Below are 14,206 nucleotides of genomic sequence, written 5' to 3' on the forward strand. Positions count from 1 at the left end.
GTCATGGCTGCACGATCCCTTGAGTTTTTCTGCGCCGCGATCACGACATCACCCATAGGAAGGTCCGCTATAGCATGTGAGGGATGTCGTCCATTCCGATCTGAAAAGCAGGTCTCATGCCGCTATCGATCGACCATCAGCCCTCTCAGGCTCACTCCCAGATTGTCACCCGATGTTGTAGCATGGGCTCAATGACCGAAGATGACATGCGCGAATCCCGCGCCGCACTGATTTTGCTTGCCGTCGCCGTCGCGTCGGTCCTGATCTTCGGCGCGGTCACGATCCTGATTCAGCTCTGAGCGGAGCGCCCGAACCACGGCGCGCCGGCACTGTCAGTGCGTCCAGGGAGCCGTGCGGTTGAACTTGAAATTGTCCGAATAGGACAAGCCCTTGCGGATGGCCGGCTTCTGGGGCTGCTCGACCCGGTAGGTAATGCCGTTGCGGGTGGCGTAGGCGACGGCCTCGTCCTGCGTTTCGAACGACAGCCTGACCTGCTGCAGCATGTCCGACGATCCGGTCCAGCCCATCAGGGGGTCGGTGTCGCGCGGAGAGCTCTGGTCGAATTCCAGCAGCCAGGCCTTGGTGCGGGCCGTACCGGATTGCGAGGCATCCTTGGCGGGCTGGAAGATTCGGGCACTCGGCATCGTGGGGTCGATAGCTCCTGGAGGAGGGAACGGCCGATACGCTCGCGATTGGTCGGGGCGATAGGATTCGAACCTACGACCCTCTGGTCCCAAACCAGATGCGCTACCAGGCTGCGCTACACCCCGACACGCTCGCGCGCAGAGCGGAGGTACGGTTTTTGGGAGCAAACAGCAAGCGCGGCGCAGCGATAAGCGCCACGATTGGTGGATGAGAGCCGAAATCCGCGGCCCCTCCCCTGTCGAACGGCGATGCGGATCAGACGGAGAAGGCGACGCCGAGCTTGCGCTCCCGTCTCCAGACGACGGTGCAGAGGCGCGGCTTGGCGTAGGCGGTCATCACCAGGATGAATGTGTCCGGAACCTCGTCCGGAAGCTCGACTTCGATCTGGGCACCGGTTTCGGACTGGTCCCAGACCAGGCAATCGATATCCGACCGCTCGCCCGCGAAGGAAAGCGCCCCGATGCGAAACGCACCTTTCCGCGAGGCGCTGCGACGATTGATGGTCACGTCTTGGATCTCGCTCTAACCTGCCGCCGACTTGGCATCATGGCCGGTTAATTTTCAGGCTATCGGTACACCATCAGACCATCACGTCGACGATACGGTCCTGACCTGTCGGACGGGCGGTCACCGTCGGTGCGGTGGGCGCGCCGACATTGACGGAGACGAGCTTCGGCTCTGTCTCCCGATTGCGCAGGGCCTCCATGCGGGCGGTCGTCACCACGTCGAGGGCTTTCAGCACTCCGAGCGAGTTCAGCGAAACCGTGATCGTCATCGGGAGGGGCCTCCGTCGATGAATGGGGTTGCGATGCCTAAGCAGCTCCACGTTGGCAGGCCAACGCTTCACCCTGCTTAGCTCTTTGCTGTGTCGCAGGTTTTTGTCGCAGAACCGGGGGGCACTTCTGCGAAGCCTGCTTGGCGGCGCGGGACGCTACACGAGGATGTCGAGGACGCGCTTCTCGGTGTCGAGGGTCGATTTCAACACCGCCGTGTTGAGCTCGAAATCCGCCTTGCTCTCGATCAGCTGGACGGCCGAACTCGACAAGTCCACCTGCGTCGGGCTGGGCAGGCTCGTGCCGATGGTGGCGATCTGTTCCGCCGCGTTGCTGAAGCGTTGGGAGGCCGCCGCCATCCCGCCGCTGCTGATCGACGTCGCGCTGATCATCCGGCCGGTCTCCCTCTGGTGTGTCGCCGCGTCCGATCATGCAAGCACGGGAACCATGAATCGATCGGCCTAAGAATCCGTCGCATTCGAGCGAACGGCGCGGCTTGACCTCGGTGCCACCGGTCGCCAACTCGACCTTCGGCGCGGCCCGGCAATCGCGGCGCGCTGAAAGGAATTTCGATGATCGATCTGCATTACTGGCCGACGCCGAATGGCCACAAGGTGACGATGTTCCTGGAGGAGGCCGGGCTCCCCTATACGATCACGCCGGTGAACATCGGCAAGGGCGAGCAGTTCAAGCCGGATTTCCTCGCCATCGCCCCCAACAACCGGATGCCGGCCATCGTCGATCACGAACCGCCGGGGGGCGGCGCTCCGATCACCCTCTTCGAATCGGGCGCGATCCTGCTCTACCTCGCCGAGAAGACCGGGCGCTTCATCGCCGCCGACCTGCCGGGGCGGGCCGAGGTGCTGCAATGGCTGTTCTGGCAGATGGGCGGGCTCGGCCCCATGCTCGGCCAGAACCACCACTTCTCACAATACGCGCCGGAGAAGATCCCCTACGCCATCGACCGCTACGTCAAGGAGACGAACCGGCTCTACGGCGTCCTCGACCGGCGCCTGGCCGACCGCGAGTTCGTCGCCGGGCCGGCCTATTCCATCGCCGACATGGCCTCCTACCCCTGGATCGTCCCCTGGGAGAAACAGGGCCAGAAACTCGACGATTTCCCCAACCTTAAGCGCTGGTTCACGGCCATCGCCGAGCGTCCCGGCACGAAGGCGGCCTATGCCCGCGCGCCAGAGGTCAACCCCGACCACGGCAAGACCATGAGCGAGGACGCCAAGAAGGTGATGTTCGGCCAGACCGCCAAGCGTTCCTGATCCATGCGCGGCTGACCTACGCGGGGGCGACCTGTCGCCGGAGGCTGTCGAGCCTCACCGGGGCGGCATGCGGGCGGGTCGCCAGCATGCCGTCGATGAGGGCCAGCACCTCCGCCCGGCCGCAATTGGCGGCCGGTTCGAACGGCGTCCAGGTCTGGGTGAAGTCGAGCTGGGCGAAGACGTCGCGGTAGCGGCGCAACTCGTTGGTGGTGAGCGGCACGCCGCGCACGAAGGCCTTGTGGGCCGAGATCGTCTCGGCCCGGCGGAAATCCTTCGGGTCGAGCTCGAACTTCAGGGCGTCGCCGCAGAACAGGATTTTTCGCGATCGGTCGAACAGGACCGCGTGGCCGTCGAAATGCCCTGCCGTGCGGTGCAGTTCGAGGCCGGGGAGCGGTTCGAGGAAATCATCGTAGGGCCAGGACACCTGCAACGCCGCGCTCCAGATGAAGTCGGCGGCCGGCAGGCAGAGTTCCGGGTCGAACCGGTCCTGCAACTGCACCAGCGCCCCGTAGGCATGCGGGTGCGAGGACGAGAGCACCTGCATCCCGCCAAGCGACGCGATGTGCTTCAGCGCCGCCTCGCTGAAGACCGGGCAGGCCTCGAAGCCCATATTCCCGTTAGGCGTCTGGATCAGGTAGGCGCTCGGGCCGATGCCCGAGACGGGATCGTTCCAGAAGCGCCAGATGCCCGGCTCCAGCTCCTCCCAATGGCAGGGGAAGCGCTCCTGCGCCTCGCGCTCGCTCCAGAACTGCCAGCCCTTCTGCGGCACCACGTGACGTGCGTCGAGGCACATCGGGCACGAGGGCGGCGGCGCGAAATGGCGCTGCCAAAACCCGCAATTGTCACAGGTATAGGCGGGGAGATCGAGGGCGCCGGCGAAGGGCAGGTATCCGGGAGACACGGTGGCGTTGCTCGGGTTCGGGGCGGGAGGTCGAGGCCCAGCCATATAGGTCGTACCGCGAGGCTGTCGCGGGTCGGATGACGAGAGGATCGTTTTGGAGCCGGACCGAACGCATGGCTCCCGCGCCGGGCGGCCCGGTTGCGAAGCGGCGGCGGCGTCGCGATCTCTTCCGGGTGGGGACGTTCATGGCCGGCGCGAGCCGGTCGCTCATGCAAACGGACACGCGATTCATGATCCCTCTCTCCGTTCTCGATCTCGCCTTCGTGCCGCAGGGCGCGACGCCCGCTGACGCCCTGCGCAACAGCCTCGACCTCGCCAGGGCCGCCGAACGCCTCGGCTACCGGCGGTTCTGGCTCGCCGAGCACCACAACATGGTGGGCATCGCCAGTGCGGCGACTTCCGTGGTCATCGGCCATGTGGCCTCGGGCACGAGCCGCATCCGCGTCGGGGCCGGCGGAATCATGCTGCCGAACCACTCGCCGATGGTCATCGCCGAACAGTTCGGCACCCTGGAAACCCTGTATCCGGGCCGGATCGATCTCGGCCTCGGCCGGGCGCCCGGAACCGACCAGCGCACCTTGCGCGCCCTGCGGCGTTCGCCCGAGACATCGGACCAGTTCCCGCAGGACGTGCTCGAACTCCAGGCCCTGCTCGGCGACGCACAGCCGGGACAAGTCATCCAGGCGGTGCCGGGGACGGGCACCAAGGTGCCGCTCTGGATCCTCGGCTCCAGCCTGTTCGGGGCGCAACTGGCGGCGATGCTCGGCCTGCCCTACGCCTTCGCCTCGCATTTCGCGCCGGATGCGCTGCTCCAGGCGCTTGCCGTCTATCGCGAGCGCTTCACCCCGTCCGAACAGTCGACGGCGCCCCATGCCATGGTCGGCGTCAACGTCGTGGCGGCCGAGACCGACGCCGAGGCGCGGCGCCTGTTCACCTCGGCGCAGCAGCAATTCGCCAACATGTTCCGGGGCACGCGGGGCCTGCTGCCGCCGCCCATCGACGATATCGAGACCTACTGGTCGCCCTCCGAGAAGCGGCAGGCCTCGGGGATGCTCGCCCGCGCCATCGTCGGCTCGCCCGAGACCGTGCGCCGGGGGCTCGCCGACCTGATCGCCGAGACCGGGGCGGACGAACTCATGGTCGCCAGCGCCATCCACGACCACGCCGCGCGCCTGCGCTCCTACGAGATCCTGGCGGATGTGGCGGCGTCTCCGATCCGGACCGCGCCGGCGCGGGAACTCGTCGCCGGCTGACCCGGCTCGGCCGGGCGGGGTCTCGCATCGAAGGGAGGGTGTGCCTATGGTGCGCCACCAACCCCACGGGCCGACATGATCAAGAAGACGAACCTCCCCTCCGACGCGACTCTCGCGGACGTCGTTCCGAACCTGGAGGAGGCCGACGCCTATTTGAGCCGGCTGCTCACCAACATGCGCTTCTGCCAGAAGCGGCACGGCAACGCCTCGGTCCGCATCGCCGTCACCGGCAAGGGTGGTCACCCGTCCTACCGGGTCGATTACGTCAAGCCGGTGGCGCCGGACCCGGACGGGACGGCCTTCGACGCCTATGGCGGCAAGGCCCATTACAGCTTCACCGCCATCAACATCATGGAGACGAACTGGAGCAGCCGCTCCATGAGCATCGACGAGGTCTTGAAGCTTCAGGCGGAACTGAGGAAGCCGAAATTCGAGGATCGGTGATCGTGCCGACGGCGCTCTGATTCAGTGCGCGAGCGCCCCGGGTGCATCCTCGGCGCGACGACCCATTGGCAAGCCGCATGAGCGATCCGATTCAAGCCACGGCGTCATCGGATCGTGCGCTCGAGACGCTGCCGGGGACGTCTGGTCATCCGACGGTGGAGAGGTCCGTAGGGTTGCGCCCCTCAGTGTGCGCGACGCGCGAACCACAGCGTTCCGAGCCCCAGCGCCAGGGCGCCGATGGGAAACAGCAGTAGTGTCAGGGTGTGGGTGTCCATTACCGGAGTTCCCGCAAAAAACCTCTTGCAGCCCAATGTTGGACTCCGCTGACGCAGATGCAAAGCAGCGAGAGAACGGGTGTCAGCCAAGGCTGTCCGGGCGGACCCGCCGCGATGGCGCGTTGGGCAAAGAGCGGTGCCAGACCTCCGACCGCCAGGACGGCGATGGCGACCCCGTTCACGCAGGTCGCCGTCCATTTCGCGCGTTCGTTCGCGACGAGTTGGGAGCCGGCATCGTTCCTGTCACCCATCGTTCCCGTCTTCCATGACGCCCCGGCCAATGTCGTTCCGGACGTATGATCGATCCGCCCATCCGAGTTCGCCACGATGCCGGCGGTCGAAGGGAAAGCCAGTCCGCAAGCGGGTAGTGTCTCAGTTTGAATTTCTCCGCAGCGGCCCTTCGCGTACAGCCAACTCCGTTTCTGCAGCGTGGAGGGCTTGTGCCGAAAGGGCGCCAGTGGCAATCTTACGTTTCAGGGCTGCAGTGGACGTGCCTGCATAAGGCGATTTAGAGCCCCATTTTCTGCGAGCAAATTCCACCATTGATACGTCGGACATTTTCGGATCACGGTTTATGGGTGAACGCTTGTACCGTTAAGCGGGCAGCAAAAAGCCCAGGCCGATGCCTGGGCTTCCAAAGCTACCACAATATCGTGGTTTGCCCGATCAGCGTTCCTTAGTCTTCGTGGTACGCGAGTCCTGAGTGGCGTTACCATCGGCGGCTGAGTTGGCGCCGGGGTTCGATGAGTTAGGCGCTGAGCCCGCCTTATCGCCCGACTTCATCTTATCCGCCTCTTTCGCAGGGGATGCGCTATTTTCCGGTGTCGCATTCTTATCTTGCGCCACCACCGGCGCGGCGAACGCACATCCGAGAACCGCAGCAAGCGCGAGTGTAGAAATTCGCATTGATTTTCCTCCGTATTGTCGAAGAAGAACGATATCAACGCCGGATTGTTCGACACTTAATCAAACGATGACTATATAAATCTCATATTATATTAATCGCATAATAAGCATGATAACTTATGCTTTCTTTCGATATGGCCCACGCTTGCCCGGCGCGGGCGCTGCGGCTTCTACCAGTGCCGCCACATCTTCCATGCTCCAAAGCCGATCCGACACGCCAGCGGCCATCGCCGGGCTCATACGGTGCTTCTTGTGCATCTTCACGAAGTTGTACCAGACCGTGTAGAGCGCGACCATGTGAGCGTGGTTCTCGAACTTTTTCGAGAAGGCGTTTGAGAGGCGGGTGAAGCGCTTCATCTGCATCCGCATCGTGAGGTTCTGGCGCTCCACGTAGGAGGTCGAGACGTGCGCCTCGTCGGGCGATCCGGTCACGGTGGTCTTCTTGATCCCGGTGCATTCGGCGGGGCTGTAGCGGCCCGTGGTGCCGCCGGGAGCCGGGCCGTAGAGCTTCACCAGCATGGCGTAGTCCACGTCGGCACCGAACGCACCCTCGACGGCTTCGAGGTAAGCTTTGTGCCCGTCCGTGGTGAGCTGGACGCGCTTCGTCAGGCGACCCGCCAGATCGCCCATGAAGGCGTCGGCGTACTCGGCGTCGCGGCCGCCGACGAGGTAGGACACGATCAGCTTTGAATCGGCGTCGAGCGCCGTCCACGTCCACACGTCGCCAGCGCCCTCAGGAGCCGCTTTAGCGGCAGCTACGTTCTTCGCCTTGGCGTAGCAGTAGGACCAAATCTCGTCGCACTGGACGCGCTCGGCAGCGACACCGCGCACGTTCTGATCGTGGTAGGCGGCACACGCCTTACCGGCATCCTCAAGCAGCTTCGACACCGTGTTGATCGACACGTCCACCACACGGCTGATCGACCGCATGGAGGAGCCCTCGCAGAGCATGCTCAGGATTTGGACGCGCTTTGCGAGAGGAAGCTTGTTCATGCCAAACATGATAGTGAACTTTGTGCTTGGCGTAAAGCAATTTGATCATTTCGCTATAGCTTGCGTTGGCGCGGTTTGATCAGCAATGTGACAAGAGTACCACTTCACACATAGCCCATGTTGACTTATATGGCAACGATCGGAAGTGCGGTTGCGGATGGTCACCTGGTCATGTTCAAGCTTCCTCGCTGGGAAACGCGACAATCGATTAGACCGCTTTATGTGGCGCCAAGCTTGATTGATTGGGTGAAGACGACCGATGAAATGTGGTCAAAAGAATTAGGTCGAGGCAGAAGGGTTAGGGCTGAGCATTTAGAGCAAATGTTCTGCGATTTCTGCTGTGCAGATCACCCTGGGGCAGGTGAAATTCGCAGGGTTAATCCAACAAGTGATGGGATTCTAAAGTTTCAACCGTTTGGCTCTCGCGTATTGGGTTGGTGCTCAGCACCACATGAGTTTGTTGCTGTTGTACCTTGTCTGAAAATGCCCAGTGGCAATATGAAATTAATTAACGACAAGCGCGATGAGGTTATTAAATTTATACAGGATCACGAGTTGGAGCAGACGGTGCTTAGAGGAGGGTTGAATGAGCTTTTTCCGAGAAAATAATGACAAGCGCAGGGACATATTCTTGGCGCTATCCGGCTCAGTCGAATCACAGCTCCGGGATCAGTTTGCAAAGAAATCCCATGCGCGCACTGAAACTCAATCAAGTATTGCGGATAAAATTGGGGTAAATAGATCTGTTATTAATAGGAGGCTTACTGGCCAAACAAATATGACACTGGAATCGGTCGCGGACCTTGTGTGGGCGCTTGGTTGCTGTATTGATATTGATATATATGATCCAACAGAAAGGCCTGAAATCAATCATCCGTTGGGACCAGAAACTATTCCTGCATCGTATCAAATCAATCTCACCACATCACCCGTCAAAACATATTCGTCTGTAGCTAAAACAACAATGTCAAAACTTAAGCCGGCGTTATGACCATGGCAAAAAACTTAAATTTTGGAAATGTCGTGCTATGCGAACACGTTATTGCGGGTGACCGCAGTAAGCATACGCTTATAAATGTTTTTTCAGGCGACGTGATTGTCGAAGAACTTCCGAACGTTCTACTATTTGGATTTTTTGCAGAGTTCAAACCAGACACTCTTCAAGAAATTGATATTTTATTAAACGTTTTCCTCGAAAAAGAAATGATTGGGCAAATCACAGGCAAGGTTAGCCCCAAGAAGCTAGAAGAAGTAGGTACAATAGTAATTCCTTCATTCCCTGTTTCGGTTCAAAAAGACACATATCTAAATGTTATCGCAAGTTCTGACGGGTACAGAGACAAGGAAATATTGAAAAAGAAAATTTTTCAGCAATCCTGATCTTTTTTCCATCGTTTTGTGGCAGCCGCCCTTGCGATCTCGGCGCGCTTCTCGGGGCTAAGGTTGGCGGCCCTCGCCGCAGCGCCCTTCCTTCCCATCTCGGCTGCGGCTTCGTTCTTTTCGGGAACGGAGCCGTAATCCTCCGGCTCCTCCTCGGTGGCAATGCGCATCACCTTCACGGCGTTGCCGATAGCGTCGGCGGGGCGTTTCTGGCCTTTAGGTCCGGTGGGCATGGCTACTTCTTCTTTGACCAACGCGCCGGGCTACCTGAGCCAACGGCCCAGCCCTCAACATCACGCATGTGGACGAGCACCCGGCGGGTGTGGCCTGCTGAGAGATTGATCGCCTTCGCGATGTCGCGGGTCGTCATATTAGATGTTGGTGTCAACATCGCCTTGATCTGCTCCCACCCGACCATGTTCAGCCTCCCTGCTTGGCGCTAAGCATACGCCAGCCGGAGGTCTCGCGCGAGGGACCGAAACGGGAACGCGAGGCTCAACCGTTCAGGATCAGATTTCAAACTGAGACACTACCCGCAAGCGCAAAAACTTGACTTGCCACCGCCATCGGACTAACCGCCTCACACTTCATTCGACGACATGTCGTCAATTCGAACGCCGACCGGCCCTGTGAGGCCGGAGGTCAACGCCCGACAGCGCGATGCGCCCTCGGGCGAGTTTCGCGTTGGAGACAGGCCGTCGCCCCGCCGAATCTGACGATCGAGACCCGCCCTGTCGCAAGTCCATGAAACCCTTCGCATCGAGGATGCGGTCAACGAGGTCTGCCCCTGGTCGGGCAAGCCGATCGCGGCCGATTCCCTGACGCTCTACAACGGCGCCGTGGTCGGGTTCTGCAACCCGGAATGCCGGGACAAGTTCGCGGCGGCGATCAACGGTTTCGAGGCCGCGCTGCAGGCGCGCCGCGTCTCGTCTGCCGGCCTGTTCCAGTAGGTTCGGAGACACACGCGATGTTCGAAGGCCTGTCCGACCGCCTGTCCGGGATCCTCTCCGGGCTCACCCGTCGGGGTGCGCTCACGGAAGCCGACGTCACCGCGGCGCTCCGCGAGGTGCGGCGCGCGCTGCTCGAAGCCGACGTCGCCCTCGAAGTGGTGCGCGGCTTCACCGAGAAGGTCCGCGAGAAGGCGGTAGGCGCTGTCGTCGTCAAGTCGGTGACGCCCGGCCAGATGGTCGTGAAGATCGTCAACGACGAACTCGTGGCCATGCTCGGCTCCGAGGCCGGCCTCATCGATCTCAACGCGCCCGCCCCCGTCGCCATCCTGATGGTCGGCCTGCAGGGCTCGGGCAAGACCACCACCACCGCCAAGATCGCCCGGCGCCTGACCAACCGCGACAAGCGCAAGGTGCTGCTCGCCTCCCTCGACACCCGCCGCCCGGCCGCCATGGAGCAGCTGGCGATCCTGGCCAAGCAGGTCGGCGTCGACAGCCTGCCCATCGTCGAGGGCCAGTCGGCGGTGCAGATCGCCCGCCGCGCCATGGATGCCGCGCGCCTCGGCGGCTTCGACGTGGTGATGCTCGACACCGCCGGCCGCATCACCCTCGACGAGGCGCTGATGGCCGAGGCCGCCGAGGTCAAGGCGGCGACGAACCCGCACGAGGTCCTGCTGGTGGCCGACGCGCTCACCGGCCAGGACGCGGTGGTCACCGCCCGCGCCTTCGACGAGCGCCTGGGCGTCACCGGCATCGTGCTGACCCGCATGGACGGCGATTCGCGCGGTGGCGCCGCCCTCTCCATGCGCGCCGTCACCGGCAAGCCGATCAAGCTCGTCGGCACCGGCGAAAAGGTCGACGCGCTGGAGGAGTTCCACCCCTCCCGCGTTGCCAACCGCATCCTCGGCATGGGCGACATCGTCTCCCTCGTGGAGAAGGCGGCCGAGACCATCGACCACGAGCAGGCGCTCCGCACCGCGGAGAAGATGCGCAAGGGCAAGTTCGACCTCGACGACCTGTCGATGCAGCTCGCCCAAATGGAGAAGATGGGCGGCATCGGCGGCCTGATGGGTATGCTGCCCGGCATGGGCGCCATGAAGAAGCAGGTCGAGGGCGCCAATCTCGACGAGAACATGTTCAAGCGCCAGCGCGCCATCATCTCCTCGATGACGGCGCAGGAGCGCAAGAATCCCGACATCCTCAAGAATTCCCGCAAGAAGCGCATCGCGGCGGGGTCGGGGACGAAGGTGGAGGAGCTCAACAAGCTCCTCAAGATGCACCGGACCATGGCCGACATGATGAAGGCGATGGGCTCGGGCAAGCGCGGCATCGGCCAGGCGCTCGGCTCGATGTTCGGTCTGGGCGGCGGCGGGATGGGCGGCATGCCCGGCCTTCCCCCCGGGATGCCCGAGCCGACGCCGGAGCAGATCGAGGCCATGCAGAAGCAGATGGGCGGCAAGCTGCCGCCCCTGCCGCCGGGCTTCGGCGGCGGAAAGATGCCGAGCCTGCCCGGGCTCGGAGGACCGAAGGGGCCGGGCGGTCTGCCGGGCCTCGGCGGTTTCCCATTCGGGAAGAAGAAGTAGGGGCGAATGGGGAGTAGCGAATAGCGAAGAGGGTGCCGTCTCACTCTGTTCGCTACTCACTACTCGCTATCCGCCAAGAACGACCACACCATCACACCCTAGGAGCACACCATGTCCCTCAAGATCCGTCTCACCCGTGGCGGCGCCAAGAAGCGCCCGTACTACCGCATCGTCGTCGCCGATGCCCGCGCGCCCCGTGACGGCCGCTTCATCGACAAGGTCGGCGTCTACGACCCGATGAAGCCCAAGGATGATCCGGCCCGCATCGTGCTCGAATCCGAGAAGATCCAGGCCTGGCTCGCCAAGGGCGCCCAGCCCACCGACCGCGTCCTGCGTTTCCTCGACGCCGCCGGCCTCGCCAAGCGCCCCGCGCGCAACAACCCGCAGAAGGCCGAGCCGGGCGAGAAGGCCAAGGAGCGCGCCGCCAAGCGCGCCGAGAAGGCCGCTGCCCCCGCCGAAGACGCCGCGGCCTAAGGCGATCCCGCGATGGCGCGCCGTCCCGGAGGCAGCAATCCCACCGGCGATGGCGGCCGTCGCGACCGCCCGGGCCGTATCGGCTCGGGCTCGGCGACCTCCGCGCATCGGCCCCGGCCGATGCCGGAGGTCCCGCTCCCGTCCACGGATCCGAGCCTCGTCCAGATGGGCGAGTTCGGCCGTGCGCATGGGCTCAACGGCGAGATCCGCCTGAAATCCTATACCGGCGATCCACAGGCGATCGGCTCCTACGGGCCGCTGATCGGCGCCGGCGGCCAGCGCATCGAACTCACCGACGTGCGCCGCGCCGGCGGTGCCTCGCCCGACCTCCTCGTGGTGCGGGTGAAGGGCGTCTCCGACCGGACCGGCGCGGAAGCCCTGAACCGCCTCGCCATCTACCTGCCGCGCGAACGCCTCGGCAATGTCGAGGACGAAGACGAGTTCTTTACGGCCGACCTCGTCGGCCTCGACGTGGTCGACCTGTCCGGCGCGCTCCTCGGCACCGTCACCGACGTGCCGAATTATGGCGGCGGCGATCTCCTCGAGATCAAGCCGGCGCTGGGCGGTCCCACCGCGCTCCTGCCCTTCACCAAGGTCTTCGTCCCGACCCTCGACGTCGCCAACGGCCGGGTCGTCGTCGATCCGCCGGACGACCTGTTCGCGCCCGCCGGGCCGAAGCCGCCCGACGAGCCGGCCTGAGGCGAGAGCGCCCGGACCGGGGAACCGGTCAGGGCTTGACGCTCGTCATCGCCGTCCGCGCCATCTCCAGCGGCGCCGCCGTCACCGGCATCGGCCCGTCGAACGGCCGCTCGTGCAGTCCGATCATGCCCAACGTCGTCACCGTGGCGGCCGAGAACAGGATCATCGCGACGGCCTGGGGCACCGGCTTGTCCACGTGGATCAATCCGATGGACACGAGGGTGAGCAGCGCCAGCACCATCAGCGTCAGCCATTTCGACTGGTCGCCGTGTACGTCGCTGAGGCCGAGGCGTGTGCCGCGCTCCGCCCGCAGGTTCATCACCGCGTCGAGGAGGCTCCCATGCGCGGCAGCTCCCGCCTCGGTGCTGTGCCGGGGATCGGCCACGGATTGCATCAATTGGCCGAGCGCCTCGTTGGCGTTCGTCGACGCCTCGCCCACCGTCATCTTCGGCCATTCGTCGTCGATCAGGGCATTCGCGTAGGCGAGCAGCCTGGCGCGGATCGCGGACATGTCGGAGGCCGTGGCGAGGCTGAGATCATGCACGGCGAGGAGATTGGTCTTCTCCGATTGCACGATCTTCGTCGCCTGCCGCTGGCGCTCCCAGGCATCGTTGGCCACGAAGCCCGTGAGCAGCGCCAGCATCACCGAGATGGCGTTGAAATAGGGAGCGACGACGCCGACCCCGAGCTTGTGCATGCCCGGCCGGGTCGCGGACCAGGTGGAGAGGATGCTGAGGACGCCCATGCAGACGGCGAAGACCGCGCTCAGAAGGACGAACATCAGCCAGACAGGCTGATCGAGCCAAAACGTCAGGACCACGCACTCATTCTCCCGCTCGGTGTTCGAGGCGGGGCCACCCTAGCGCTTCGCCGCTACCGAACCGTGAATCCGGGCACGCTCATCGCCGGTCGGATCGTGTCGCCACATCCTTGCACGGCGTGATCGCGGAGGGGGCGGGACCCGCATCGGCTGCGGGAGCCTCGAAGATCGCGAGATAGCCGACCCCGCCCTCCAGCACCGAGAACCCGGTCTCGCGGTAGCCGGCCGCTGCGAGTTCGCACCGTAGGAGCGCGGGCGGCGTGCCGTGCCGCGAGGGAATCGCGTCGGCATCGACGATCCCCACACGGCCGCCGGGCTTCATCGCGGCGGCGAGATTGTGCAGGAGGCCGTAGGGCTGGCTGATCTCGTGGTACATGTGGACCAGTAACGCCGCGTCGAGGGAGCCGGACGGGAGCCTCGGATCGTGCGGCTCGCCCCGCACCACGGTGACGTTGTCGAGTTTGGCGTGCGTGATGCGCGCCGTCAGGTCGGCGAGATAACGCGGCGTCATGTCCTCGGCGAGGATCCGCCCCTGCGGCCCGACCCGCTCGGCGAGGCGTACCGTGTAATAGCCGCTGCCGGCCCCGATATCGGCCACCGTCTCCCCGGGCGCGATCCGCATCAGCCGGGCGACCTGGCCGACCTCGTCGACTTGGTCGCGCTGGGATTCCGACGCCCAGAGCGGCGCGATGATCTCGGCCACCGGCCGGTCCGGCTTCGGAAAGGCGGAAGCAGGAGCGCCGGGAGGTGCCAGCGGTTCTGCGGCGAAGGCCGGGACGATGAGGGCGAGGAAGGCCGCGAGGGCGAGACGAGGAGACATGGCGGGACAACGAGGCGGC

20 protein-coding genes and 1 tRNA gene are annotated in these 14,206 nt (G+C 63.9%); 11 read left to right on the forward strand and 10 right to left on the reverse strand.

Translation table 11 applies throughout. The features are described from left to right. Window positions 1-332: 332 nt before the first annotated feature. From FPV16_RS15330 to FPV16_RS15350, 5 genes are all read right to left on the reverse strand, one after another. Window positions 333-644, reverse strand: coding sequence for an ETC complex I subunit (locus tag FPV16_RS15330; RefSeq protein WP_227439260.1), 312 nt, complete (start codon window positions 642-644; stop codon window positions 333-335). Window positions 645-693: 49 nt separating this feature from the next. Beyond that, window positions 694-770 (reverse strand) — tRNA-Pro (locus FPV16_RS15335). A gap of 130 nt (window positions 771-900) precedes the next feature. Beyond that, the gene (locus FPV16_RS15340) at window positions 901-1,152 is read right to left on the reverse strand and encodes a pilus assembly protein PilZ (RefSeq protein WP_227439261.1); all 252 of its coding nucleotides are present in this window, start codon (window positions 1,150-1,152) and stop codon (window positions 901-903) included. A gap of 73 nt (window positions 1,153-1,225) precedes the next feature. Beyond that, the gene (locus FPV16_RS15345; RefSeq protein ID WP_227439262.1) at window positions 1,226-1,420 is read right to left on the reverse strand and encodes a hypothetical protein; all 195 of its coding nucleotides are present in this window, start codon (window positions 1,418-1,420) and stop codon (window positions 1,226-1,228) included. A gap of 156 nt (window positions 1,421-1,576) precedes the next feature. Beyond that, entirely contained in the window at window positions 1,577-1,810 is a 234-nt protein-coding gene (locus FPV16_RS15350; RefSeq protein WP_227439263.1) for a hypothetical protein, read from the reverse strand. A 180-nt stretch (window positions 1,811-1,990) separates the two neighbouring features. On the opposite strand from FPV16_RS15350, the gene FPV16_RS15355 reads away from it, so the two are divergent. Next, window positions 1,991-2,692 (forward strand): glutathione binding-like protein, encoded by a 702-nt coding sequence (locus tag FPV16_RS15355; RefSeq protein ID WP_227439264.1) that lies wholly within the window; start codon window positions 1,991-1,993, stop codon window positions 2,690-2,692. 16 nt (window positions 2,693-2,708) lie between these two features. On the opposite strand, the gene FPV16_RS15360 is transcribed toward FPV16_RS15355, so the two are convergent. Next, window positions 2,709-3,638, reverse strand: coding sequence for an MBL fold metallo-hydrolase (locus tag FPV16_RS15360; RefSeq protein WP_227439265.1), 930 nt, complete (start codon window positions 3,636-3,638; stop codon window positions 2,709-2,711). A gap of 185 nt (window positions 3,639-3,823) precedes the next feature. Between FPV16_RS15360 and FPV16_RS15365 the strand changes: the two genes are divergently transcribed. The 3 genes from FPV16_RS15365 to FPV16_RS26115 all read left to right on the forward strand — a co-directional run bounded on the left by FPV16_RS15365 (window position 3,824) and on the right by FPV16_RS26115 (window position 5,865). Beyond that, the gene (locus FPV16_RS15365) at window positions 3,824-4,846 is read left to right on the forward strand and encodes an LLM class flavin-dependent oxidoreductase (protein WP_227439266.1); all 1,023 of its coding nucleotides are present in this window, start codon (window positions 3,824-3,826) and stop codon (window positions 4,844-4,846) included. 75 nt (window positions 4,847-4,921) lie between these two features. Further along, the gene (locus FPV16_RS15370; RefSeq protein WP_227439267.1) at window positions 4,922-5,290 is read left to right on the forward strand and encodes a hypothetical protein; all 369 of its coding nucleotides are present in this window, start codon (window positions 4,922-4,924) and stop codon (window positions 5,288-5,290) included. Window positions 5,291-5,730: 440 nt separating this feature from the next. Further along, window positions 5,731-5,865, forward strand: coding sequence for a hypothetical protein (locus tag FPV16_RS26115; RefSeq protein WP_264483871.1), 135 nt, complete (start codon window positions 5,731-5,733; stop codon window positions 5,863-5,865). Between the two features lie 723 nt (window positions 5,866-6,588). On the opposite strand, the gene FPV16_RS15375 is transcribed toward FPV16_RS26115, so the two are convergent. Next, window positions 6,589-7,464 carry an IS1 family transposase gene (locus FPV16_RS15375; RefSeq protein ID WP_227439268.1) on the reverse strand — a complete coding sequence of 292 codons (876 nt, stop codon included), beginning with the start codon at window positions 7,462-7,464 and terminating at the stop codon, window positions 6,589-6,591. A 171-nt stretch (window positions 7,465-7,635) separates the two neighbouring features. Here FPV16_RS15375 and FPV16_RS15380 point away from each other — a divergent pair, with 171 nt between their 5' ends. The 3 genes from FPV16_RS15380 to FPV16_RS15390 are packed head-to-tail and all read left to right on the forward strand — an operon-like array spanning window position 7,636 to window position 8,844. Next, window positions 7,636-8,073 carry a hypothetical protein gene (locus FPV16_RS15380; RefSeq protein ID WP_227439269.1) on the forward strand — a complete coding sequence of 146 codons (438 nt, stop codon included), beginning with the start codon at window positions 7,636-7,638 and terminating at the stop codon, window positions 8,071-8,073. Beyond that, complete coding sequence (locus FPV16_RS15385) at window positions 8,051-8,455, forward strand: helix-turn-helix domain-containing protein (protein ID WP_227439270.1); 405 nt, start codon at window positions 8,051-8,053, stop codon at window positions 8,453-8,455. Before FPV16_RS15380 ends, FPV16_RS15385 begins: the two co-directional genes overlap by 23 nt. Window positions 8,456-8,457: 2 nt before the next feature. Beyond that, window positions 8,458-8,844 carry a hypothetical protein gene (locus tag FPV16_RS15390; protein ID WP_227439271.1) on the forward strand — a complete coding sequence of 129 codons (387 nt, stop codon included), beginning with the start codon at window positions 8,458-8,460 and terminating at the stop codon, window positions 8,842-8,844. Here FPV16_RS15390 and FPV16_RS15395 read toward each other — a convergent pair. Beyond that, window positions 8,832-9,077 (reverse strand): RNA-binding protein, encoded by a 246-nt coding sequence (locus tag FPV16_RS15395; protein WP_227439272.1) that lies wholly within the window; start codon window positions 9,075-9,077, stop codon window positions 8,832-8,834. The two genes, FPV16_RS15390 and FPV16_RS15395, sit on opposite strands and share 13 nt — an antisense overlap. Window positions 9,078-9,575: 498 nt before the next feature. Here FPV16_RS15395 and FPV16_RS15400 point away from each other — a divergent pair, with 498 nt between their 5' ends. The 4 genes from FPV16_RS15400 to rimM all read left to right on the forward strand — a co-directional run bounded on the left by FPV16_RS15400 (window position 9,576) and on the right by rimM (window position 12,547). Next, window positions 9,576-9,794: a glutathione S-transferase gene (locus FPV16_RS15400; protein ID WP_227439306.1), complete on the forward strand. Its 219-nt coding sequence runs from the start codon at window positions 9,576-9,578 to the stop codon at window positions 9,792-9,794. A 17-nt stretch (window positions 9,795-9,811) separates the two neighbouring features. Beyond that, the gene (gene ffh / locus FPV16_RS15405) at window positions 9,812-11,374 is read left to right on the forward strand and encodes a signal recognition particle protein (protein ID WP_227439273.1); all 1,563 of its coding nucleotides are present in this window, start codon (window positions 9,812-9,814) and stop codon (window positions 11,372-11,374) included. 111 nt (window positions 11,375-11,485) lie between these two features. Beyond that, entirely contained in the window at window positions 11,486-11,848 is a 363-nt protein-coding gene (gene rpsP, locus FPV16_RS15410) for a 30S ribosomal protein S16 (RefSeq protein WP_227439274.1), read from the forward strand. 12 nt (window positions 11,849-11,860) lie between these two features. After that, entirely contained in the window at window positions 11,861-12,547 is a 687-nt protein-coding gene (rimM, locus tag FPV16_RS15415; protein WP_227439275.1) for a ribosome maturation factor RimM, read from the forward strand. Between the two features lie 28 nt (window positions 12,548-12,575). Here the strand turns inward: rimM and FPV16_RS15420 are convergent, their stop codons facing one another. Together FPV16_RS15420 and FPV16_RS15425 are read right to left on the reverse strand one after the other, a co-directional pair. Continuing rightward, complete coding sequence (locus tag FPV16_RS15420; RefSeq protein ID WP_227439276.1) at window positions 12,576-13,367, reverse strand: DUF4239 domain-containing protein; 792 nt, start codon at window positions 13,365-13,367, stop codon at window positions 12,576-12,578. Between the two features lie 79 nt (window positions 13,368-13,446). Beyond that, window positions 13,447-14,187 (reverse strand): class I SAM-dependent methyltransferase, encoded by a 741-nt coding sequence (locus FPV16_RS15425; RefSeq protein ID WP_227439277.1) that lies wholly within the window; start codon window positions 14,185-14,187, stop codon window positions 13,447-13,449. Between the last annotated feature and the right edge of the window lie 19 nt (window positions 14,188-14,206).

The sequence above is a fragment of the Methylobacterium sp. W2 genome (assembly GCF_020662345.1).
Taxonomy (GTDB): domain Bacteria; phylum Pseudomonadota; class Alphaproteobacteria; order Rhizobiales; family Beijerinckiaceae; genus Methylobacterium.